18 protein-coding genes and 2 other annotated features (1 of these 20 running past the window's edge) are annotated in these 24,615 nt (G+C 34.8%); of the genes, 14 read left to right on the top strand and 4 right to left on the bottom strand.

All coding sequences use genetic code 11. The annotated features are described in order from the left end of the window. Positions 1 to 226, top strand: a binding site (T-box leader) (it extends 9 nt beyond the left edge of the window). A 194-nt stretch (positions 227 to 420) separates the two neighbouring features. The 10 genes from ACQKNR_RS08435 (at position 421) to ACQKNR_RS08390 (ending at position 13,762) form a co-directional block, all read left to right on the top strand. Continuing rightward, positions 421 to 1,497 (top strand): bifunctional 3-deoxy-7-phosphoheptulonate synthase/chorismate mutase, encoded by a 1,077-nt coding sequence (locus ACQKNR_RS08435; RefSeq protein ID WP_427316912.1) that lies wholly within the window; start codon positions 421 to 423, stop codon positions 1,495 to 1,497. A 9-nt stretch (positions 1,498 to 1,506) separates the two neighbouring features. Further along, positions 1,507 to 1,724 (top strand) — a binding site (T-box leader). 53 nt (positions 1,725 to 1,777) lie between these two features. Beyond that, on the top strand, positions 1,778 to 2,950 hold the full coding sequence (aroC, locus tag ACQKNR_RS08430) for a chorismate synthase (protein WP_427316910.1): 1,173 nt from the start codon (positions 1,778 to 1,780) through the stop codon (positions 2,948 to 2,950). Positions 2,951 to 2,968: 18 nt separating this feature from the next. After that, on the top strand, positions 2,969 to 4,069 hold the full coding sequence (gene hisC / locus ACQKNR_RS08425; protein ID WP_427316908.1) for a histidinol-phosphate transaminase: 1,101 nt from the start codon (positions 2,969 to 2,971) through the stop codon (positions 4,067 to 4,069). Next, a complete protein-coding gene (gene tyrA / locus ACQKNR_RS08420) occupies positions 4,062 to 5,162 on the top strand; it encodes a prephenate dehydrogenase (protein ID WP_427316906.1) in 1,101 nt (366 codons plus the stop codon). The genes hisC and tyrA overlap by 8 nt, the downstream gene beginning before the upstream one ends. A gap of 16 nt (positions 5,163 to 5,178) precedes the next feature. After that, on the top strand, positions 5,179 to 6,468 hold the full coding sequence (aroA, locus tag ACQKNR_RS08415) for a 3-phosphoshikimate 1-carboxyvinyltransferase (RefSeq protein WP_427316905.1): 1,290 nt from the start codon (positions 5,179 to 5,181) through the stop codon (positions 6,466 to 6,468). 138 nt (positions 6,469 to 6,606) lie between these two features. Further along, a complete protein-coding gene (locus ACQKNR_RS08410; RefSeq protein WP_427317032.1) occupies positions 6,607 to 7,782 on the top strand; it encodes a GNAT family N-acetyltransferase in 1,176 nt (391 codons plus the stop codon). Positions 7,783 to 8,000: 218 nt separating this feature from the next. After that, positions 8,001 to 8,567, top strand: coding sequence for a TetR/AcrR family transcriptional regulator (locus ACQKNR_RS08405; RefSeq protein ID WP_427316903.1), 567 nt, complete (start codon positions 8,001 to 8,003; stop codon positions 8,565 to 8,567). Between the two features lie 186 nt (positions 8,568 to 8,753). Continuing rightward, positions 8,754 to 11,870 (top strand): MMPL family transporter, encoded by a 3,117-nt coding sequence (locus tag ACQKNR_RS08400; protein WP_427316901.1) that lies wholly within the window; start codon positions 8,754 to 8,756, stop codon positions 11,868 to 11,870. Positions 11,871 to 12,441: 571 nt separating this feature from the next. Next, entirely contained in the window at positions 12,442 to 13,143 is a 702-nt protein-coding gene (locus ACQKNR_RS08395) for an acetylglutamate kinase (protein ID WP_427316899.1), read from the top strand. Positions 13,144 to 13,207: 64 nt separating this feature from the next. Next, complete coding sequence (locus ACQKNR_RS08390) at positions 13,208 to 13,762, top strand: hypothetical protein (RefSeq protein ID WP_427316897.1); 555 nt, start codon at positions 13,208 to 13,210, stop codon at positions 13,760 to 13,762. Positions 13,763 to 14,367: 605 nt separating this feature from the next. Here the strand turns inward: ACQKNR_RS08390 and ACQKNR_RS08385 are convergent. Then, the gene (locus tag ACQKNR_RS08385; RefSeq protein WP_427316895.1) at positions 14,368 to 15,216 is read right to left on the bottom strand and encodes a DUF2935 domain-containing protein; all 849 of its coding nucleotides are present in this window, start codon (positions 15,214 to 15,216) and stop codon (positions 14,368 to 14,370) included. Between the two features lie 635 nt (positions 15,217 to 15,851). On the opposite strand from ACQKNR_RS08385, the gene ACQKNR_RS08380 reads away from it, so the two are divergent. Both ACQKNR_RS08380 and ACQKNR_RS08375 read left to right on the top strand, forming a co-directional pair. After that, a complete protein-coding gene (locus tag ACQKNR_RS08380) occupies positions 15,852 to 17,477 on the top strand; it encodes an ABC-F family ATP-binding cassette domain-containing protein (protein WP_427316893.1) in 1,626 nt (541 codons plus the stop codon). A gap of 497 nt (positions 17,478 to 17,974) precedes the next feature. Continuing rightward, positions 17,975 to 19,948 carry an LTA synthase family protein gene (locus ACQKNR_RS08375; protein ID WP_427316891.1) on the top strand — a complete coding sequence of 658 codons (1,974 nt, stop codon included), beginning with the start codon at positions 17,975 to 17,977 and terminating at the stop codon, positions 19,946 to 19,948. 61 nt (positions 19,949 to 20,009) lie between these two features. Here the strand turns inward: ACQKNR_RS08375 and ACQKNR_RS08370 are convergent, their stop codons facing one another. Together ACQKNR_RS08370 and ACQKNR_RS08365 are read right to left on the bottom strand one after the other, a co-directional pair. Further along, positions 20,010 to 20,681 (bottom strand): TerC family protein, encoded by a 672-nt coding sequence (locus ACQKNR_RS08370; RefSeq protein ID WP_427316889.1) that lies wholly within the window; start codon positions 20,679 to 20,681, stop codon positions 20,010 to 20,012. A gap of 307 nt (positions 20,682 to 20,988) precedes the next feature. Next, positions 20,989 to 22,437 (bottom strand): DHA2 family efflux MFS transporter permease subunit, encoded by a 1,449-nt coding sequence (locus ACQKNR_RS08365; RefSeq protein WP_427316887.1) that lies wholly within the window; start codon positions 22,435 to 22,437, stop codon positions 20,989 to 20,991. A 173-nt stretch (positions 22,438 to 22,610) separates the two neighbouring features. Between ACQKNR_RS08365 and ACQKNR_RS08360 the strand changes: the two genes are divergently transcribed. Together ACQKNR_RS08360 and ACQKNR_RS08355 are read left to right on the top strand one after the other, a co-directional pair. Next, positions 22,611 to 23,156, top strand: coding sequence for a TetR/AcrR family transcriptional regulator (locus ACQKNR_RS08360; RefSeq protein ID WP_427316885.1), 546 nt, complete (start codon positions 22,611 to 22,613; stop codon positions 23,154 to 23,156). A 154-nt stretch (positions 23,157 to 23,310) separates the two neighbouring features. Then, positions 23,311 to 23,736 (top strand): WapI family immunity protein, encoded by a 426-nt coding sequence (locus ACQKNR_RS08355; protein ID WP_427316883.1) that lies wholly within the window; start codon positions 23,311 to 23,313, stop codon positions 23,734 to 23,736. Between the two features lie 42 nt (positions 23,737 to 23,778). Here ACQKNR_RS08355 and ACQKNR_RS08350 read toward each other — a convergent pair whose 3' ends face one another. Continuing rightward, positions 23,779 to 24,606 carry a peptidoglycan-N-acetylglucosamine deacetylase gene (locus ACQKNR_RS08350; RefSeq protein WP_427316881.1) on the bottom strand — a complete coding sequence of 276 codons (828 nt, stop codon included), beginning with the start codon at positions 24,604 to 24,606 and terminating at the stop codon, positions 23,779 to 23,781. Positions 24,607 to 24,615: the final 9 nt, after the last annotated feature.

The raw sequence follows: 24,615 nt of genomic DNA, 5'->3' as shown, positions 1-24,615 counted from the left end.
TTGAAAGGAAAAGCAGTAGTTGTTGTTTCCCTGTAACAGAGAGCTGGTGGTTGGTGTGAACCAGTACAAAAACAAGAGCGAATTACAGTCCTGGAGCATCTTTTTCGTAGTAAAGATATGTATCTTTATGAAGGGAAAGACGGTCACATTGATCGTTAACAATGAAGAGAGGTAGGCAAAAGAAGTCTACAACTAGGGTGGTACCGCGATAAATATCGTCCCTACTGATTGAATCAGTAGGGATTTTTTGTACAAAAAAAGTGGGTTTTTAACTAGTAGATAGTGTCTTTATGGTAATTATTAGTTTACAATAAGAAGAGGTATCGATTCCACTTTAAATTTGTATAATTAACCAGTTCAGAAAATAGAGAATTTTTCATTCTCTTACTATACTTTTAAACATTAGAGGAGGATTTCCAAATGGCAAATCATGAATTAGATCAATTACGTAAACAGGTAGATGAAATTAACTTACAACTATTACACCTCTTAAACAAACGTGGTGAAATCGTTCAAAAAATTGGGGAGCAAAAGCAAGTACAAGGTACGAAACGCTTTGATCCAGTACGTGAGCGTGAAGTGCTTGATATGATCGCAGAAAATAACGAAGGACCATTCGAAACATCAACAGTTCAACATATTTTCAAAACGATCTTCAAAGCTAGCTTAGAATTACAAGAAGATGATAACCGTAAGGCGTTATTAGTATCACGTAAAAAGAAACAAGAAAATACAATCGTTAATGTGAAAGGTGAATTGATTGGAAACGGAACACAAACGTTCATTATGGGACCTTGTGCGGTAGAAAGCTTAGAGCAAGTTCGCCAAGTAGGGCAAGCGATGAAAGACCAAGGCTTAAAATTAATGCGCGGTGGTGCTTTCAAACCGAGAACATCTCCATACGATTTCCAAGGTTTAGGAGTAGAAGGATTACAAATTTTACGCCAAGTAGCAGATGAGTTCGACTTAGCGATTATTAGTGAAATTTTAAATCCGAACGATGTTGAAATGGCATTAGAATACGTTGATGTAATTCAAGTTGGCGCACGTAACATGCAAAACTTCGACTTACTACGAGCTGTAGGTAAAGTTAATAAGCCAGTATTATTAAAACGTGGATTAGCAGCAACAATTGATGAGTTCATTAACGCAGCGGAATATATTATTGCGCAAGGTAACGACCAAATTATTCTTTGTGAGCGCGGTATCCGCACATACGAAAGAGCAACACGTAACACATTAGACATTTCAGCAGTACCGATTTTAAAGAAAGAAACACATTTACCAGTAGTTGTTGACGTAACGCATTCAACAGGACGTAGAGATTTATTATTACCAACAGCGAAAGCGGCACTTGCAATTGGAGCGGATGCAGTTATGGCTGAAGTACATCCAGATCCAGCTGTTGCATTATCAGATTCTGCACAACAAATGGACATTCCAGAATTCCATAGATTCATGGATGAGTTAAAAGGTTTCAAAAATAAATTATCTTAATTTCATATCATATATGCGCTGAAGAGGAAACAGTAGTGCTTATCTCACTGTTACAGAGAGCTGATGGTCGGTGTGAATCAGTACAAAGAGAAGCATGAATTACAGCCTTGGAGCATCTTTCCCGCCGCTCATTGGAGGGAGACGGTCAAACGATCGTTAAAGAAGAAGAGAGGTAGACGACGGTTGTCTACAACTAGGGTGGTACCGCGATAAACATCGTCCCTACTGAGCGCTCAGTAGGGACTTTTTTGTACAAAAAAATAGTAAAGGGGCAAGAGAAATGAGATACATTACAGCTGGAGAATCACATGGGCCGCAGTTAACCGTTATTTTAGAAGGTGTACCAGCAGGTTTAACATTAACAGCGGAACATATTAATAAAGAATTATTAAGAAGACAAAAAGGGCATGGTCGCGGAAGACGCATGCAAATTGAAACAGATACTGTTGAAATTGTAAGTGGTGTTCGTCACGGGATGACGCTCGGCTCACCGATTACGTTAATCGTAAAAAATGATGATTTTAAACATTGGACGAAAGTAATGGGCGCAGAACCGATTACAGAACAAGAAAGTAAAGAAATGAAACGTACTATAACGAAACCACGTCCAGGACATGCGGATTTAAACGGTGCAATTAAATACGGCCATCGTGATATAAGAAACGTGTTAGAGCGCTCTTCTGCAAGAGAAACGACAGTTAGAGTTGCAGCTGGTGCAGTTGCGAAACAAATTTTGAAAGAATTAGGTGTGGAAATTGCAGGGCATGTCCTTGAAATTGGTGGAGTAAAAGCGAAGCATATTACTCACTTACCGATTGAAGAAATTCAAACGATTACTGAAAGCTCACCAGTTCGATGTTTAGATAAGGAAGTAGAACAAGAAATGATGGATGCGATTGATGATGCGAAAAGTAGCGGAGATTCAATCGGTGGTATTGTTGAGGTAATTGCAGAAGGTATGCCAATTGGAGTTGGTAGCTACGTTCATTATGATCGTAAATTAGATGCAAAACTTGCTGGTGCGATTATGAGTATTAATGCATTTAAAGGTGCTGAAATTGGCATTGGTTTTGAAGCGGCAAGACAGCAAGGAAGTAAAGTGCACGATGAAATTTTATGGGACGAAGAAAAAGGATACACGAGAAAAACGAATAATGCCGGCGGTTTAGAAGGCGGTATGACAACGGGAATGCCAATTGTCGTAAGAGGCGTGATGAAGCCAATTCCTACATTATATAAACCGTTAGCAAGTGTTGATATTGATACGAAAGAAGCATTCCAAGCGAGCATTGAAAGGTCTGATAGTTGCGCAGTGCCAGCAGCAGGTGTTGTAGCTGAATCTGTTGTAGCATGGGAACTTGCAGATGCACTAGTCGAACAATTCGGAAAAGATCGTATGGAACTAATTCAGCAAAATATTATGCAACATAATAAATACGCAAAAGAATTTTAATAAAAGGGTGGGTTTAACATGCAAGTAAAAGATCAACTATCATCATTACAACCATATAAACCAGGTAAATCACCTGAACAAATGAAAGAAGTGTACGGAGATCATGCATTTGTGAAATTAGCATCGAATGAAAATCCATTCGGCTGTTCACCACGTGTTTTAGAAGAATTGCAAAAATCGTGGTTGGAACATGCTTTATATCCTGACGGAGGTGCTACAATGCTACGTCAAACAATCGCAGATAAGTTACATGTTCAAATGGAACAAGTACTTTGTGGTAGTGGTCTAGATGAAGTCATTCAAATAATAAGCCGCGCCGTATTACGAGCTGGAGATAACATTGTAACGGCTGGTGCAACATTCCCGCAGTACCGTCACCATGCAATTATTGAAGGCTGTGAAGTGAAAGAAGTTGCTTTAAATAACGGTGTATACGACTTAGACGAAATTTCGTCAGCAGTGGATCACAATACAAAAATCGTTTGGATTTGCAATCCGAACAATCCGACAGGCACATATGTAAATGAGCGGAAATTAACTCAATTTATTGAGGGGATTAGTGAAAATACGTTAATTGTCATTGATGAAGCGTACTATGAATACGTAACAGCAAAAGATTTCCCTGTGACATTCCCGCTTTTAGAAAAACATAAAAACATTCTTGTACTTAGAACGTTTTCTAAAGCGTACGGATTAGCTTCTTTCCGCGTTGGATATGCGATTGGACACGAAGAGTTAGTCGAGAAATTGAATGTCGTACGTTTGCCATTTAACGTATCTTCATTAGCGCAAAAAGCAGCGACGATTGCTTTTGGTGATGACGGGTTTATTGAAAAAATAGTTCGTGTTAATACAGAGGGACTACAACAATATGAAAGTTTTTGTAAGGAAAACGAAATTCCATTTTATCCGTCACAAACAAATTTCATCTTCTTGCCGATAGATGATGCTGGAGAGATTTATGAAGCTTGTGCACACGCAGGATTTATTATTCGTCCGTTCCCGAATGGTGTCCGTATTACAGTCGGAACAAGGGAGCAAAATGAAGGAGTGATTTCAGTGTTAAAACAACACTTTGAAAATAAAAAAAGTAAGTCTCGAGATGAGGCAAATGTGTAAAAAGGTAGTATTAATTGGAACAGGTTTAATAGGAGGGTCTCTCGCATTAGCAATTAAGAAAGAGCACGATGTAACGATAACAGGTTATGATATTTTTCAAGAACAAGTAGAACGCGCGAAAGAATTACATGTAGTAGATGAAGTAGCAGTAGATTTACAGCGTGTATGTGAAGAGGCACATTTAATTGTTTTTGCTTCTCCAGTTGAAGAAACGAAGAAGCTATTACACAAATTAGCGTCATTTCGTTTACGAGAAGATGTTATAGTGACCGATGTTGGTAGTACAAAAGGAACGATTATGAATGAAGCGGAAGCTTTATTTTCAAAGGAAGTTTCTTTTATTGGTGGACATCCAATGGCAGGTTCTCATAAAACTGGCGTTGAAAGTGCAAAAGCACATTTATTTGAAAATGCATTTTACATTTTAACACCGATGAATCATGTGCCAAATGAACAAGTGGAAGAGTTAAAAGGTTGGTTAAAAGGAACAGGATCACATTTTCTTGTTTTAAATACAGAAGAACATGATTATGTAACAGGGATAGTTAGTCATTTTCCGCATCTTATCGCGGCAGGATTAGTAAAGCAAGTTGAGAAACATGCAGGAGATAATCCGCTCATTCATCAACTAGCTGCTGGTGGGTTTAAAGACATTACACGCATCGCATCTAGTAGCCCGAAAATGTGGAGTGATATTGTAAAGCAAAATCGTGAGCATTTAATGGTATTATTAAAAGAGTGGATCTCTGAAATGGAAGAATTATATCATACAGTTTCTACTGGAGACGCAGGCGAGATTCAAAACTATTTTGCAGACGCGAAAGAATACCGTGATTCTTTACCAGTACGAAAGAGCGGTGCAATTCCTGCCTATCACGACTTATATGTTGATGTTTTAGATAAAGTAGGGGCATTGGCTCATATTACGAGTATTTTAGCGCGAGAAGAAATTAGTATTACGAACTTGCAAATATTAGAAGCGCGAGAAGGATTGCTTGGGGTATTACGTATTAGCTTCCAAAGAGAAGAAGATCGTATGAAAGCAAAGCTAGCGCTTGGACAAGAAGAATACCAAACTTATGAAACAATTTAAATGAGAAGGTGAAAACGTGAAAGAAAGAACGATACAAACTGTAAATAGCGGATTGAGTGGCAACATTACAATCCCAGGTGATAAATCCATTTCACACCGCGCTGTTATGTTCGGCGCAATTGCAGAAGGAAAAACAACAATTAAAGGTTTCCTACCTGGTGCAGATTGTTTAAGTACGATTTCTTGCTTTAAAGAAATGGGAGTAGACATTACGCAAAATGGCGATGAAGTCACTGTAGTTGGTAAAGGATTAGAAGGTTTACAAGAACCGAAAGCGGTATTAGATGTCGGTAACTCTGGTACAACGATACGATTAATGTCAGGAATATTAGCAAACACACCATTTTTCTCTTGCGTACAAGGTGATGCGTCTATCGCAAAAAGACCGATGAAACGTGTAACAAATCCATTAAAACAAATGGGCGCAAAAATTGATGGCCGAGAAGAAGGAACGTTTACGCCGCTTACAATACGTGGCGGAGATTTAAAAGCAATCCAGTACACTTCACCTGTAGCAAGTGCACAAGTAAAGTCAGCTATTTTACTTGCAGGTCTTCGTGCAGCAGGTGTAACAGCTGTTACAGAACCGCATATTTCACGCGACCATACAGAAAGAATGCTTGAAGCATTTGGAGTTAAGGTAATTCGTGAAGGAAAAACAGTTAAACTAGCAGGCGGACAAAAGTTAACAGCAACAGACGTTCAAGTGCCAGGTGACGTATCATCAGCAGCATTTTTCTTAGTAGCAGGTGCAATTATTCCAAAAAGTAAACTAGTATTACTAAATGTAGGGATGAATCCAACTCGTACAGGTATTATTGATGTTTTAGAGAAAATGGGTGCTACGTTCAATGTAGAGCCAATTCATGAAGGCGCATCAGAACCAGCTGCAAACATTACGATTGAAACATCTTCATTAAAAGGAATCGAAATTGGCGGGGATATTATCCCAAGATTAATCGATGAAATTCCTGTAATCGCATTAGCGGCAACGCAAGCGGAAGGCATTACAGTTATTAAAGATGCACACGAATTAAAAGTAAAAGAAACAAACCGTATTGATACGGTCGTTGCTGAGTTAACGAAACTAGGAGCTCGCATAGAAGCAACTGATGACGGCATGATCATTTACGGAAAATCAGCCCTAAAAGGCAATACAGTAAATAGTTACGGTGATCACCGCATCGGAATGATGCTTGCGATTGCTGGCTGTCTAGCAGAAGGAAAAACAACAATTGAAGACGCAGAAGCAGTAGGCGTATCATATCCTACATTCTTCGAAGAACTTCAAAAGTTAGCTAAATAAAATGATGAGAAGCAGATACGTAATGTATCTGCTTTTTATGTTAGGTTGCTGTTAAATCGATATCTTTTGTTCAAACGTACGTATAATTTCACTTACCGAACTATAATATTAAGAATTATGGTACAATTCAAACAAGGAATGGAGGAGAATTATATGACCGTCATACAATTAAAAGAAGATAAGTTCAGAGAAGCATTACGTTTATCAGAATACGCTTTTCAATATAAAGTAAATGAGGAGCGATTGCAGCAGCAACTTACACGAATGAAGGAAAGTCATGAAATATACGGCATTATGGAAGATGAAGACTTAGCGGCAAAACTACATCTTATTCCGTTTCATATTTACATAGGCAAAGAAAAATTTAAAATGGGCGGTGTTGCAGGGGTAGCGACGTATCCAGAGTATAGAAGAAGCGGGTATGTAAAAGAGCTACTTAAACACGCACTTCAAACGATGAAAAAAGATGGATACACTGTATCGATGCTACATCCATTTGCAGTTTCATTTTACCGCAAATACGGCTGGGAACTTTGTGCGAATCGCCTTGTATGTCATATAGAGAAGAGCGATTTAGTAATGAAAAAACAAATGAAAGGTACTGTAAAACGTTTCGATAAAGAAAATCATCCAGAAGAAGTTGAGAAAATTTATGAAACGTTTGCAGAACGTTTTACAGGCATGTTAGTTCGCGGAGAAAAATGGTGGTTACAAGCGGTCTATCATGACTTAACATTAGCGGTTTACTATGATGAAAATAAAACGGCATCTGGTTACATTTTATATAAAATAGAAAATTATAAAATGACAGTAGAAGAATTTGTTCCGTTACATAACGAAGCAAGAAATGGTCTTTGGAATTTTATATGTCAGCACGATTCTATGATTAAAGAGCTAGAAATGATATTAAGTGAAAAAGAACCGTTACTTTACACGTTACAAGAGCCACGAGTAAAAGCGGAAGTAACTCCATATTTCATGGGAAGAATAGTAGATGTGCAGCAGTTCATTAATCAATATGAGTTTAACTGGAACGATGCGCAGCAAGAAGTAATGTTACATATTACAGATTCATTTGCTCCGTGGAATAACGTAACAGTGAGGCTTACAAACAATGAAATATCATTTATAAAAGAAGAGACATTAAATAAAGGAATTAGATTAGATATTAATGCGTTATCTACAATAATGTTTGGCTACAAACGTCCGTTAGAATTACATGAACTAGAGGTAATAAACGGAAGTGAAGAAGAGATAAGAACATTTGAGAAGTTAGTACCGGTACAAGAACCGTTTATTTATGATTTCTTTTAATTAGGTAGGACATAATAATGAAGGGAGCTGTCTAACAGATAGCTTAACTTCATTATTTCACTATTGATACGATAATCTTTGATGAAAATCGTTAAAATAATTTTACACCGTTTATAAATAGTTCCCTAAAGTACTTTATGAAACACTTGACTTTTAATCGATGTAATTTATAATAAAAAACGGAATGAATTTTCATTCCTGGAAATTGAGGTGAAAAAATGGCTAAAAATAAACAAGAGGACATTTTTGATGCTGCAATACAACTTTTTGCAGAGCGAGGTTACGATGGTACAACAATTCCGATGATTGCTGAAAAAGCAAAAGTTGGTGCAGGTACTATTTACCGTTATTTTGAAAATAAAGAGGCACTTGTTAATTCTTTATTTTCAAAATGTGTTTTACAACTATCGGAATTAATAAAAACCGATTTTCCAGTCGATGCAAATATTCGTGAACAGTTTAGCCATACGTATAAACGTTTATTTGAATTTGCGAGACAAAATGCGGATGCTTTTCTTTTTACAAATTCTCACTGTGATAGTTATTTTCTCGATGAACATAGTAATGAAATATTCGATGACTTTATGGGCTTCTTCATGAACTTGATAGAAGATGGAATCGAAAAAGGTTTTCTTCGTCCATTGCCACCAATTGCTTTAATTATTATTGTATATCAACCAATTGAAAAATTAATTAAAGTAATGGCAACAGGGCAATTAGAGTATACAGAAGAATTGGTAAAAGAATTGGAAGAGAGTTGTTGGAATGCTATAAGGATCAATTGATTCTTTAGCTTTGGAATGATAGGAATGAATATTCATTCCTATAAGATTAGATTAATAGGGTTAATAAATAATATAATAGAATGATAGGAATGAACGTTCATTCCGAAAAAGATTAATTTTAAAAGAATAGGAATGAATATTCATTCTGTTTGCAACATGAAACTCAAGTAACGGGAGATGATTCATATGAGCAAGCTAAAAAGTTGGAGAAGTTTATCCGCTCTATTATGGATAGTTATTACTATAACAATGATCGTAACGATGCCTAATATGGATAAATTAGTGAAAGAAAAAGGGCAAATTACGATTCCTAATACAGAACAAAGTAGTATTGCTGACAAGATGATAAAAGAGATGGATAAAGAAGGGGTTGAAAAGTATGAAATTATAGCGGTTTTTAATAGTGGAGATAAAAACGCTTTAACGAATGAACAGAAAGAAGAAATAGAGAAAACAATAAATGCTTTACAAAATGAAAAAGAGAAATTAGGAATTAAGGAAGTTGTTTCACATTTAGATAATAAAGACTTGGAAAAACAATTAATTTCTAAAGACAATACGACTATTTTAACGCAAATAGCTGTAGATAAAAAACATGGTGAAATATCAAAAGTTGCAGATGAGCTTCATAATAAAATTAAACCGAAAGGAGTAAAAACATATTTAACAGGAAGTGACTTAATCGGAGATGATTTTCTTAAATCCTCTCAAGAGGGAGTGAAAAAGACAGAAGTTATTTCAATCATTTTCATTCTTGTAGTATTAATCATTGTATTTCGTTCACCAATTGTTCCGATTGTTTCACTTCTTACAGTCGGTGTATCGTATTTAATTTCAATGGGTATTATTGCCCATCTTGTAGATCAATTTAATTTTCCGTTTTCAAACTTTACACAAGTGTTTGTAGTTGTCGTCCTGTTTGGAGTGGGAACAGACTACAACATTTTATTATATACGAGGTTTAAAGAAGAATTAAGTAAACAAGAAAATGTATTTTTAGCTACGAAAGAGACGTTTAAATCGGCAGGTAAAACCGTTTTATATAGCGGGATAGCAGTGCTAATTGGTTTTGCATCACTTGCTTTAGCGAGTTTTAAATTATATCAATCTACTTCAGCAGTAGCAATTGGTGTCGCAGTATTATTACTTGTATTAACTACTTTAAATCCATTTTTTATGGTGCTTTTAGGAAAAGGAATGTTTTATCCAGCTAAAACATTTAAAGGGCATGAGGATAGTCGATTATGGGGATTCTTTGCGAAAAACTCAGTAGCAAGACCATTTATCGCTTTAATCATTGTATTCGTGATATCGATTCCTTTCGTATTAAAATACTCTAACACGCTTAATTACAATGATTTATTTGAAGTGGATAATAAGTATGAATCGAAGATGGGGATTAACGTAATAGAAGATCATTTTCCGCCTGGTTTCTCTTCACCAAGTACGTTAGTCATTCAATCTGATAAAAAGTTAGATGGTGAAACTTCTCTACAAACTTTAGATGAATTAACTGAAAAAGTTTCGAAAGTTAAAGGTGTTTCAGAAGTATATTCACCGACGCGTCCAACCGGTGATAAGATAAAAGAATTATATTTAAATAAACAAGCAGGAGAATTGAACACAGGCTTAGGTGATGCCAATGGTGGCATAAAAGAAATTAATGATGGATTAACTGATGCAAAAGATAAAATGGGTAGTAATGACTCAAATAGTCTTGCGAATGTTCAAAAGTTAATTGATGGAACGAACGAGGCAAAGAATGGGGTATCAGCATTAGGAACAGCTTTAAATCAATTATCAAGTGGCATAAACGACGGTGCACAAGGAGCACAGCAAGTTGAGAGTGGGTTAACTTCAGTAAACGAAAATATAAATGTCCTATCTAATGCAACGTCGCAGCTGCATGCGGGTTATGCACAGTTAGAAAAAGGTTTAAGTTCTTACGATGAATACTTTGGAAGTGTTTCTCAAGCAATCGATGGTGCGAAAAAAGGATATGAACAAATTGAAATGTTAATGACCAATTTTAGTCAAACGAAACCAGAATTAGCAAACGATCCTAATGTGCAGCAAACATTAGGAATTGCGAAAGAAGCTCAGAAACAATTAAATAGACTTGCAAGTGAATTAAACCAATTAGTGGTACAGCATAAAGCGGCGATGACTTCATTTAAAGAAGCGAATCAATCGTTACTGAAAGTAGATAACGGCTTAAAGGAAATGAATAATGGAGTTACCAAGTTACAAAAAGGAGCCGCTGAGCTGAAAAATGGATTGAACAAAGGAGCTACAGGTTCAAAACAAATTGCGAACAAATCAGCTGAGTTACAATCCGGATTAACGAAAATAAATGATGGGCAAGGTCAGCTTTTAACTGGACTGAAAGATCTACAAGATAAGATGGGGCAATTACAATCAGGCTTATCTAAAAGTACAGAAGGGCTTGGAAAAGTAAGTAATGGCCTAGGGGATGCTCAAAAATATTTAGGTGAACTTAATGAATCGAAAAGCTCAGAGAAATTTTATATTCCAAAAGAAGTGTTAGAGGGAGAAGATTTCCAAAAAGCATTGAATACGTACATGTCAGATGATAGAAAGACTGCTAAAATGACAATCATTTTAGATGTAAACCCGTATTCAAAAGAAGCGATGCCAATCATTCAAGAAATTAATAAAACGATAGATGGTACGTTAAATGGTACAGAATTAAAATCGGCGAAAAAAGCAATAGGCGGAACAACAGCTAGAAACGTTGATTTAAAAGAAGTCACGCAACAAGATTTCTTACGTACAGCTACGATTATGTTAATTGGAATTGCGATTGTATTAATCGTGATTACCCGTTCATTCTTAAATTCAATCTTTATTATTGGATCATTAATATTAGCGTACTTCGCATCACTTGGTATAAGTGAACTAATTAGTACACATGTATTAAACGTTGAGTCATTAAGCTGGAATGTCCCATTCTTTAGCTTTATTATGATTGTTGCCCTAGGAGTGGATTATAGCATTTTCTTAATGATGCGCTACAATGAGCTAGAAGGGGATTCCGTAACGAAAATTGTAAATGCATCTCGTCATATAGGAGGAGTCGTATTATCAGCGGCACTTATTTTAGGCGGTACATTTGCAGCATTAATTCCATCCGGAGTACTGACGCTAATACAAGTAGCATCAGTTGTGGGCGTGGCTCTTTTACTATTAGCCTTAATTGTGATGCCAATATTGTTACCTGCTTTAATAGGATTGACGAATAAATTGAAGAGTTATAAAGAGAAAATAGTAAATACGAAATAAAAAACTGTAGAGAATGTTTTTAAATAGACTACACTAAGAAGAGGATATTATGTTCAATTTCTTCTTGAACTAACAAAGTAGAGTATGAAAAGAGTCTTTAAATGATGGGGCAAGAATTGATTATGAACAGCTCAAACTTAATTTAGCAAAGTTAAATAAAAATAATAAAAATAAATACGTAGAAGAGAAACCTGCTTTCGTTAAATCAATTTTAGAAAAAACTTAATGTTTTTTTATTAAGTTAACAGGTGGATAAGCTGAAAAAGAAAAGACATAACATATTTTATACGACCAATATGTTATGTCTTTTATCTATCTTTTTTCAATTTAGGTCTGGATAAGCTATATTTTCTCTGAATTTTATCTACTCTTGCATGGACTTTAAGATATCAATACAATGCCTCCTAAGACTCATACCAATATCTGAATATCCTAAATCTACATTCTCCTGATTTCTTTCGACGTCGTTTTATCTTCTTCTTGCAATTCTAAATCAGCTGAAAATTACATATGATGATGATTATAAATGCCTATATTTTTATGAAAATGAAAGTTTTTCGGGGGAATAAAGATGTGGCAAAATGAACAAGGATATTCCGGTGGTTATCCTTATTATCAACGTAATTGTTCCAATTCAGCTTGTTTGAATCCCTATTGTCAGTGTGGAGAAAATTGTAGGTGTGACCATAACCATCAATGTCATGGGGGCGGAAACCTTGTTTATACACAACAGAAAGTTAATTTAAGTAAATCTATGCGTTCAGCTTGGGAACAACATGTATATTGGACTAGGATGACAATCATTAGCATAGTTTTTGGTTTACCAGATATAGATGTTGTTACCGCTCGTCTTCTTCGCAATGCTGTAGATATGGGAGATTTGCTAAAACCTTATTATGGAAATGAAATAGCTTCAATGTACAACAACTTAATAAGGGAACACCTGGTAATTGCTGCGGAACTTGTCAAAGCTGCAAAAGCTGGAAATCAAGAGACTGCAACGGCTGCCGAGAGAAGGTGGTACGTAAATGGAGCAGAAATTTCCCAATTTCTAAATAGAATAAATCCTTTTATTTCAAGAGAGGAATTTCAAAAAATGTTTTTCGAGCATTTGGCACTTACTAAAATGGAGGCAGTACTTATGCTCCAAGGTGATTTTAAATCCAGTATTACTGTTTTTGAAAAAATTGAAGCGGAAGCCTTACAAATGGCGGACACAATAACGATTGCAATTGTAAAGCAGTTCCCGAAAATGTTTTACATATATATTTAATAGGGCAGAAAGACCCCAAAAAACCCGAATATTGCCTGAAATACCAAGTGGGAGGGAAATATAATTGGGACATGAAATGAATCATATGAATACTGTGGGTATATCGTGGCCCTTTGCCGTTGTTATTTTATTTATTTGTGCACTGCTCATTTGTCATATTATTTTTACACTCTGGAAGCAACGAAATCGTTTATCCAAATTCAATGAACAATCTAATATAATTGTCCATTCACTTCCGATGTCCTTAGGAATGCTTTCTACAATGACAGTTTGTGTAGTTATTGGAGCCGTTATGAGTCACCATCTAAGTACGGCCTATGTTTTAGGACTCCTGATTGGTGTTTTTGTTAGTGGTATTATCAGTTTTCCATTTCAAGATATGATCCCCATATTAAATGGGATTGTAACAGGAGCAATGAGAGGATTAATGGGCGTAATGATTGGTATCATGATACCTCAAACCGGATTGTATATCATTGTAATACTATTAATGATATTGTTTACAGCCACTTGGGTTACCATGAATCGACGAATTCGTAGTCAACCTGTAGAGCAGGGGATCTGCTCCCTTATTTTTGGGTGTGAGGCAAAGATTGGGAGAAGCGAAGCAAAGGGTTAACCTCTAAATATGCGTAAATGTATAAAACATTTTTATTAAAGCATAGTTCTAAAAGAAAAACGAAAGACGACATAAAATAGGTCGTCTTTTTTTCTTCAAAACATCTATAAAGGTTTATTTTTTCTCCTGATTTTCTACTTTTTCAGTCTTAGAACTGATTCCATCTTTAAATCCATCCCAAAAGTCACAACCACCTAACGAAAAAACAAATACACATAATAAACCTATCATAATACCTTTTTTATAATTCGTTTTATAACAACCAACATCCCCATAACTTAATATAAAAATGTATTATATTCATTCTGGAAATAGCTATAAAATCCCCTTTAAATAATTAAACTCCTTTATCATCCATGAAAGCAAACTTTTTATTATTAGTTTACTTTCAAATTCCCGAAACCATTGCCTTCCCATCAATTCTCCTAATATCTTCAATTTATAAAAAGAAATTATACATTCAAAAGACTATAAACAAAGGGGTTAAAAATCCCTTTGGGAATATTTAATAAAATAACGTATGAATCCATCACAAGGAAAAGAAGCTAACAATAAATTGTTAACTTCTCAGCTTAAGGCAAAATAGTACCTTTCTTTATCTGCTACTATCTAGATTGTGATTTAATATTTGTGAGATGAGCATCAAACATATCAATTATTTCAAGAAATCTATCAGCTTCACGAAACACATGGTCTGCTAATAATGGATGAATGATACTCTTTATTTTGCACTGCTCAATTAAATCACGTGCTGTTTTCTTAAAATCCCGAAGAGATGTGACTGACACACGATTTTGATCTAAAAATTGATCTAAAAGAGGAACTGTTTGAGATTGTGGTTTCATAGATTCTAAGTCAATTGCTTGATACATCAATTCATCAAAATCATTGCTAAAATTCCGGGCTGTATCTACAAGCTTTCTTTCCGATGGGTCAAGAAGATGACCAATAAATTTAGCATGGTCTGCCATAATCCTTAAAAAGAAAACATTTTCTTTAATAATAGCATCAGGAAGGGCATCTAATTTACCTTCATTTAATTCAATTAAACGATTTCTAAAATAATTAGCTTCCCTACTTGTATGGTCAACTAACAGTGGAAAATTATTTTGTCCTGGCAATTTACATGTTAGAATTAATCCTAGAATTTTTCGTTTAAATCCAAAAATATTAGTTGCGGCTTGTTGTACTTCTGAATTAAATCTTTTTATTTGCCCAGGTTCTGTTTCATTTGTATAGGAATACGCTATTTGTTCGATATGTTCAAACAATCGATAAAATTGATTAGCCTCTTCGATTAGTTGGGTATCCTCGCATCTAAACCCCAATCGAAGAAAAAAAGAATGCTCCTTCATGATTCTAGACCAAAAGCGAATTTCATTTAATGATCGTTCAACAAACATTACAGACGTAACACCCGTATCAGGATGTAATGAGGTTTCATCCCTATTCATTCTTAATACCCCCCAGTAAATACTAAGCTAGTTCCATTCTTATGAATAAATATATATAAAAATACCATCAATAAAAGTTCATGATGAATAATGATAAATCTCGTATACATGTAAAATTAACCTAACTAATCATTATCCATAGCAAAAAAAGCTCACTCCTTATATAAAAATAGATAAGGAGTGAGCTTTTTTCTGAAGTTTTCCTGGCGCAATCTTAGCTAGATAGCGATGTGATGGGACCCCATATAACGAAGAACGAATGTAAATAATAAAATTCCCGAACATATTAGACATATATAATATGTTGAAGGGATTTATATTAAAACATTTTATAAAATTAGGTCTTGATAAATGTTTTCTCTACAGTTTTTTCGGTATATAAAAACTTAATCAAATATATTAAGGAATGAGGAAGGGATGGGTATATTAGAGAGAGTTCGATGATATACATGAAATGGCTAGTAGTTTGGATGAAAAACTATCGATTTCATTATAGAAAGTCAATCAACCGTTGCTATTCATCCAGCTTCTACTATATAATAGCTATAGTCTACAATAATTGAGTCGTAATATGCGATTTTTAAGACAATCGGTGAGAAAACGCTGGTATCAGCGGTATTAGTAGGAGGACACAAATGATTACAGTAAGTAACGTTAGTTTGCGTTTTGCGGATCGCAAATTATTTGAAGATGTTAACATAAAATTCACGCCAGGTAATTGCTACGGTTTAATCGGAGCAAACGGTGCTGGTAAATCGACATTTCTAAAGATTTTATCTGGGGAAATCGAACCATCAACAGGTGACATACATATTACGCCAGGTGAGCGTCTAGCAGTATTAAAACAGAACCACTTCGAATATGAAGAGTTCCCAGTATTAGAAACAGTAATTATGGGTCACACACAACTATACAAAGTAATGCAAGAGAAAAATGCAATTTACATGAAAGAAGATTTTAGTGATGAAGATGGTATGCGTGCCGCTGAACTTGAAGGTGAGTTTGCTGAGCTTAACGGTTGGGAAGCAGAATCAGAAGCTGCAATCCTACTAAAAGGTCTGGGTATTGGTGAAGATCTTCATGATAAGAAAATGTCTGAATTAACTGGTGCAGAGAAAGTAAAAGTATTACTTGCGCAAGCATTATTCGGCCAACCTGACATTCTTTTACTAGATGAGCCTACCAACCACTTGGACTTAAAAGCGATCCAATGGTTAGAAAACTTCTTAATGAACTTTGAAAATACAGTTATCGTTGTATCCCATGACCGTCACTTCTTAAATAAAGTATGTACGCACATGGCTGACCTTGATTTCGGTAAAATTCAACTTTATGTTGGTAACTATGACTTCTGGTACGAGTCAAGCCAATTAGCTTTAAAATTAACGCAAGATGCTAATAAGAAAAAAGAAGAGAAAGTAAAAGAGTTACAAAACTTCATTGCACGCTTTAGTTCAAACGCATCTAAAGCGAAGCAAGCGACTTCTCGTAAAAAATTATTAGATAAAATTACATTAGATGATATTAAGCCATCATCACGCCGTTACCCATTCGTTGGCTTCACACCAGAACGTGAGGTAGGAAATGATTTATTAACTGTTGAAGGTCTTTCTAAAACAATTGATGGTGAAAAAGTGTTAGATAATGTGTACTTCACTTTAAACAAAGGTGATAAAGTTGCATTTATTGGTCGTAATGATATTGCAATGACAACATTATTTAAAATCCTAATGGGTGAAATGGAGCCAGATAGCGGTTCATTCAAATGGGGCGTTACAACATCTCAATCATACTTCCCAAGAGATAACTCTAAGTACTTTGAGAACAGTGATTACAACCTAGTTGAATGGTTACGCCAATTCTCTCCACAAGATGAGTCAGAAAGCTTCTTACGTGGTTTCTTAGGTCGTATGTTATTCTCAGGTGAAGAAGTTAAGAAGAACGTTTCTGTATTATCTGGAGGAGAAAAAGTTCGTTGTATGCTATCTAAAATGATGTTAAGTGGTGCGAACGTAATCACACTTGACGATCCAACGAACCACTTAGACCTTGAGTCTATCACTGCATTAAACAACGGTTTAATCGCATTCAAAGGTACAATCTTATTTACATCTCATGACCATCAGTTCGTACAGACAATTGCAAACCGCATTATCGAAGTAACGCCAAACGGTGTAATCGATAAAGAGGCTTCTTACGATGAGTTCTTAGAAAATGATGAGCTTCAAAAACAAGTAGATGCAATGTATAAAGGTCAATAATACATGATGAAAACCCTCGCTTTCTTTTATGAGAGCGGGGGTTTTGTTGAATAGAGAGGCTATTTTTGTATATAAATTAAGGATGACTAAAATGAATAATTATTTAAGAATAACTTTTACGGTGGTAAGGGATTTTGATGTTGTACCTGAAGAAATATTACACTTTTTATTTTATGAAATTGGGTAGTTTACATGAATATGCCAAAATTGGAGATAGATTTGTTTGCGAATGAATAAATAAAGGTTTATAGTATGTGGAGTCATAATTAGTGGATGAATCTTGGGAGAAAACAGGAAATGTTACAAATTAATTTAGTTAAATAGAAACCAAGGTCAAAATGTTTAAAAAGAAATAGTTGAATAAATAAAGGCTACAAATTATAATTACTAATATTCTTCATATAGTTAAATAAAAAAATCTATTTGAAGAAGAAAAATTGAATAGAGAGACAGACTTATATCAAAATAAGCCTTGGATGATCAAAAGAGGTGGAGAGATGAAACAATTACTATTAAAGAGTAAGCGAGTGTTAAGCAATCACTTTGGATTTTTCGTGTTTGCCGTTATTTTATTCTGGTTAAAAACATACGCAGCATATGTGACAGAATTTAATTTAGGGATATCAAACACTATCCAAAAGTTTTTACTGTTTTTCAACCCGCTTAGTTCAGCAGTTTTATTTTTAGGGCTCGCATTATTCGCAAAGGGGAAACGAGCTTACATTTGGTTAATTGTTATTAATTTGCTAATGTCTATACTTTTATACGCAAACGTAGTATATTACCGCTTTTTCAGCGATTTTATTACGTTCCCGACATTAACACAAACGAATAACTTTGGAGATTTAGGTGGTAGTATTTTTGCATTGCTACACTTATATGATCCACTATATTTCTTAGATACAATCATTTTAATTGTTTTAGTCGCAACAAAATTTGTAAATCCTAAACCAATTCGTGTTGCAAAGCATAAATTATCTCTAGTATTTGTAGCAGGTATTTTATTCTTTAGCGTTAACTTAGGTCTTGCAGAATCTGACCGTCCTGAATTATTAACAAGAACATTTGACCGCAATTATATTGTGAAATATTTAGGGGCATACAACTATACGATTTATGATGGCATTCAAAGTGCGAAAGCATCAACAGAACGAGCATTAGCTGATGGAGATAATATGACAGAGGTTAGAAACTATCTTACATCAACATATGCAAGTCCGAATCCGGAGTACTTCGGTAAAGGAAAAGGAATGAACGTAATTTATATTCACTTAGAGTCATTCCAAAACTTTTTAATCGATTATAAATTAAATGGTCAAGAAGTTACACCGTTCTTAAATTCGTTTACAAAAGATGCGAATACGTTATACTTTGATAACTTCTTCCATCAAACAGGACAAGGTAAAACTTCTGATGCAGAGTTCATGTTAGAGAACTCAATGTTTGGTTTACCGCAAGGATCTGTTTTTACAAATAAAGCTCATAACACGTATCAATCAGCACCAGCTATTTTAGGTCAACAAGGATACACATCAGCGGTGTTCCATGGTAACTACAAAACGTTTTGGAACCGTGATGATATTTATAAATCATTTGGTTTTAATAAATTCTTTGATGCGTCATACTATGATATGAACGAAAAAGATGTAGTAAATTATGGTTTAAAAGATAAACCATTCTTTAATGAATCAATACCGTTATTACAAACGTTAAAACAACCGTTCTATACGAAGTTTATTACGTTATCGAATCATTTCCCTTATCCTATTGATAAAGCGGAAGCAACGATTGAACCAGCGAAAACAGGTGACTCATCAGTTGATACGTACTTCCAAACAGCACGCTATTTAGATGAGTCTGTAAAAGGCTTTATGGATTACTTGAAACAATCTGGTTTATACGATAACTCAATTATTGTGATGTACGGTGACCATTACGGTATTTCAGATAATCATGGCGCAGCAATGTCTCAAGTAATGGGTAAAGAAATGAACTCATTTGAAAATGCCCAATTACAACGTGTACCATTAATCATTCGTGTTCCCGGAATGAAGGGCGGCGTACAACATCAATACGGCGGAGAAATTGACGTTCTTCCAACGTTATTACACTTACTAGGTACAGATACAAAAAATTATGTCCAATTCGGATCAGATTTATTATCACCAGAGCATAAACAAGTCGTTCCGTTCCGTAACGGTAACTACGTAAGCCCAACAGTTACAGCACTTAACGGCAAATATTATGATACAGCGACTGGGAAACCTGTAGAATTTACAGATGAAATAAAACAAAATGAACAAATGGTTCAAAAATCACTTAAATACTCTGACCAAGTTGTTAACGGCGACTTATTACGATTCTACACACCAGAGGGCTTCACTCCAGTAGATCGTTCTAAGTACAACTATAACCATCGTGATAAAAATAAAACGAAGGTGAAGACGACTGAAGACGGGGAAACTAAATAAATACTAAAAGGCGCTGCTCATATGAGTAGCGCTTTTGTTTGTAAATTTAATTATATCGTCATTATATAGAACCATCTTTTATTTGCTGTTTTGACTTGCCAAAGAATACTACACCGGCAATGATAATAATGATGAATCCCCACTTAATTAAAAGGTTTCCTTCGAAAAATCCGGCGAACCACTTTTCACTTACAATCATTTTTGCAGCAGTATATGCTAAAACAGCTGCTCCAATCGTAATGATGACAGGAAAACGGTCCACCCATTTTAAAATTAATGTACTTCCCCATACGACTACTGGAATTGAAACTAATAGCCCAATGATTACTAAAGAAAAATTACCATGCGCAGCTCCGGCAACAGCGAGTACGTTATCAATTCCCATTAACGCATCAGCTATAATAATGGTTTTAATAGCAGACCAAAATCCTTCTTCTGCCTTAATATCATGATTTTTGCCCTCAGCAATCAATTTGTAAGCGATCCAAATGAGCAATACACCGCCAATTAGAAGTAATCCTGGTATTTTTAATAACCAAACAACAACTAAGGTGGCAGCGGCTCTTATAGCGATTGCTCCAACAGTTCCCCAAATGATAACTTTCTTTTGTTGATCTTTTGGTAATCGCCTTGCTGATAATCCAATTACAATGGCATTATCACCAGCTAAAACTAAATCAATTACAATAATCGCAAGTAAGGCAGACCAATATTCAGGTGAAAGAAAATCCATATACATATCACTCCTTAAGAGTAATATGTGCTAAGCTGTTATGCTGTATTAAAAATTCCAAAGATATTCTTCTTGTATATGGTGCAAATGAATAATAAGGGGAATAATAGCGTTGAAAATAATCAGTCTTTTCAAATAGTAATTGAGGATTATATACACGATTATAATTATGATTGTTAACAATGGACACTCAAAAAGATGACTCTGGTACAATTCCTGAGCCATCTTTTAAGTGCTTAATTTTTAAAGGTCTTTTTTATTAAACTGTCGATATTATATGGTACAGTTCAAAAACGAGTAGGTTATTTTAAGATTTACTTTCGTATCTTTCGAGTGCTACTTTTTTAGGCATAAAACATGCAATAATCAAAGCTACAAAAGATAAGACTAACATAAATACGTATGCATCACTTGAGCTGAAGATAGAAGTTAATTTTGTTACTTGCATAGCTGATATGTTTCCATTTTTACTAGATAACTGTAAAGTATATGAAGTTGACTGAATCGTATAAACTGTGATGATAACTGCTGTTCCAATAGCACCTGCTAATTGGCGAATGGTATTATTTACCGCTGAACCATGTGAACCGAGTTCTCTTGGTAAAGCGTTTAATCCTGCTGTATTTAAAGGCATTGAAATGAAGCTTAACCCAATTCGTAGAATAATGGTACGAACCATTAAATACATATAAGTTGTGGAATCAGTCAAATCCATTACACCCCACATCGAAATAATGATACATATTAAACCTGTAATAAAAAGAGGCTTCGCTCCGTATTTATCAAACATTTTCCCTGTGATAGGTGATAAGAAAGCATTAATGACAGCTCCAGGTAATAAAAGTAGACCGGATTCGAATGCGGTAAAACCTCGTCCATTTTGTAAGTAAATCGGCAAGAGAATTAAATCAGCATACATAATCATCGTAATTAGTACGTTAATGATTGATGTAAGAGTGAAAACTTTATATTTAAATACTGATAAATTCAATAATGGATCGTTAGACTTTATTTGACGTAAACAGAATAAAGCTGTACCGATTATACCGATAATAATTGTTGTAATAACAACTGAATGATCCCATCCTTTGCTTCCTGCACTACTAAATCCGAATATAACACAACCAAAGCCGATAGTTGATAAAATCACACTTACGATATCTAATTTTGTTTTTGTTGTATCAGCAACATTCATTAAATATTTATGTGCGAAAATAATAACTATGAATACAAATGGAGCTAATCCAATAAATAGCCATCTCCAAGATACATATTCAATGATAAATCCAGATAATGTTGGCGCGATGGCTGGCGCAAAAATTATGGCGAAGCCGATGGTCCCCATAATACTTCCACGTTTTTCACTAGGGTACAAATATAAAATAACAGTCATCATTAGTGGTATAATAATGCCTGCTCCAACTGCTTGAATCATTCTTCCTGTTAACAGAATGCTAAAATTCATGGCGCATGCACAGAGAACAGTCCCAATAAACAAAGAGAGCATCGAGCTAATAAATAGCTGCCTTGTTGTAAATCTTTTCATTAAAAATGCAGTAATTGGCACTAAAACACCATTTATGAGCATAAAGCCTGTCGATAGCCATTGCACTGTTGCGGCCGTAACATCAAATACCTCCATTAAATTACTCATCGCCACATTTAATAAAGTCTGATTTAATGTTGATAAAAAACAGCCGGCAATGAGGACAACTAATATAATTTTTTTATTTCTTTCTGATATTTCCTTTTGCATTGGTAAACTCCTTCAGTGTTTTCTTGATTTATCGACATTGTGTCGATAAAATTAATGCTAACAAAATAAATTTCCCTTGACCATGAACAGTTTTTTTGAAAATGTTCATTACTCGACATAGAAGGTATGCACTGTCGAGTAAGTAAAGAGAAAATCTATAAAGGAGTTTAAAAATGTCTACATCTAAAAAAGAAGATCCTCGTACAGTTCGTTCAAGAGACATGTTTAAAAATGCTGTTTTTTCTCTCTTATGTGAGAATCCTAGTATATCAAGCTTAACGGTTCAAAAAGTAGCAACAAAGGCAGGATTAAATCGAACGACCTTTTACTTACATTATCAAGATATTCAAGATTTACTAGACCAAATCACAAGCGAGATTTTAAAGGAGCTTTCTAATAAAGTTGCTGATTTAATACATGAAAAAGATTTATCAGAAAAACAAAAGCTAACGCAATTACTTGATTATTTATATATTCACCGAAATTATTTATTTATTTTATTTAAAATGAATCAATTTGAGGAACAATTATTTTTATTTTTAAAGCAATTAATAGAGACGAGAAGAGAGAATACGAAAAAGAATTTACCTGATGATTATGTTGCAGTTGATATTAAAACAGCCTCTTTGGTAGGTATCATCATGTGGTGGATAAGGAATGGACTTCACTTTAGTTCAGATTATATCGCAAATCAAATTTATTTCATGTATAAAGGGTAATACGTTAAAAATATTTTATGTATTAATAAAACAAAAAACATCATAAATAAGGATCAAAATTATTGGATGATGAAAAAGAAATTTTCTTACAAATAAGAGATTACATATTTGGAATTTTATAAATTGACGATTTAAAGATAGAAGGGAGTTAATCATGATTTTTCAAAATGAAAAAGTATCAATGTATTTAGGGGTTGTAAAATATCAATTTAAAGATGCAGAAGACGAATGGGATAGGAGTTGGTTAATGGCAAGGATAAAACTCGTGGAAAAAAATAGAGTTTTTGAAACGATAGATCCTTGTTTAGAAACAGGCGAACTAAAGTACATGATAAAATGGTTTCGATCATTACCAAACCCTACATATGACGAACTGAGTTTTACAGAACCCAATTTAACCTTTGAATATATCGGGGAAAAGGAAGGGGGATTTGATATACGAATTCATTTATCTTATGAAAGTAAACCTTCTTGGTGTAAGGAAGAAGCGTATTCATTCGTAATCAATATGACGAATGAGGAAAGAGAACACATAATTTGTGCGGTAGAGGAGCAACAAAGGAGATTCCAAAAACGATAAAAAAAGACTTGATAACCTACTAGAGGAAATCAAGTCTTTTTATTACATACGATTATCATGCCAGAAGTTTAACGGGAAGTGTTCGTTCTCACTATAACTTTCTAATTCATATCCTTTTTCTTTCAGTCCTTTAATAATTCCAGGTACTGCTTTAACAGATTGTGGATGAATATCGTGCATAAGGATAACTTCTGTTGGCTTGTTAGCACCATTTAGAACGTTTTCTACGATTTTAGCAGATGCAGCGTCAACCGGCATTTTGTTGTATTTCCAGTCTAATGAATCAATTGTCCAATCCCAAACTTTTAAACCATTTTCAACAACTTTGTTGCGAAGTGCTTCATTTAAGCCTGGCATTGAGCCGTAAGCAGGACGAGTTAATACGGGTGATTTTCCTAGGACGCCAGCGATTAAGCCTTGGTCTTCTTTCATTTCATCAACGTAATGACCTTCTGTGTAAAGTTTCTTGTAGTTATGAGTCATACTGTGCATCCCAACATAGTGGCCTTCAGCATTTTCGCGTTTTACAAGATCAGGGAAAGCTTTCACATTTGAACCGATTAGGAAGAATGTTGCTTTTGCATTTTCTCTCTTTAACATATCTAAAAGCTCAGCTGTATATTTTCCAGGACCGTCATCAAATGTTAAATAAGCTACTTTTCTAACCTGCCCATTATATTGTTTTGGAGCTTCTTTCGGTGCAAGAGAAGTTTGAATCTCACTTACAAGTTGAACTGATTTTACATTATCCTCTGTACTTGCTAGAGCAGTATGTGTTGATCCGTAAGCGGCTTCGTATGTAAATAATACCCCAGCGCAAATCAACAGAGCTCTTTTCACTAAAGTTGTCATCCGAATTCCATTGTGCATAATTTTCCT

This window comes from Bacillus sp. NPDC094077 (assembly GCF_050279465.1).
In the GTDB taxonomy this organism is placed as follows: Bacteria; Bacillota; Bacilli; order Bacillales; family Bacillaceae_G; genus Bacillus_A.
This window is presented reverse-complemented; position numbering and strand designations above follow the sequence as displayed.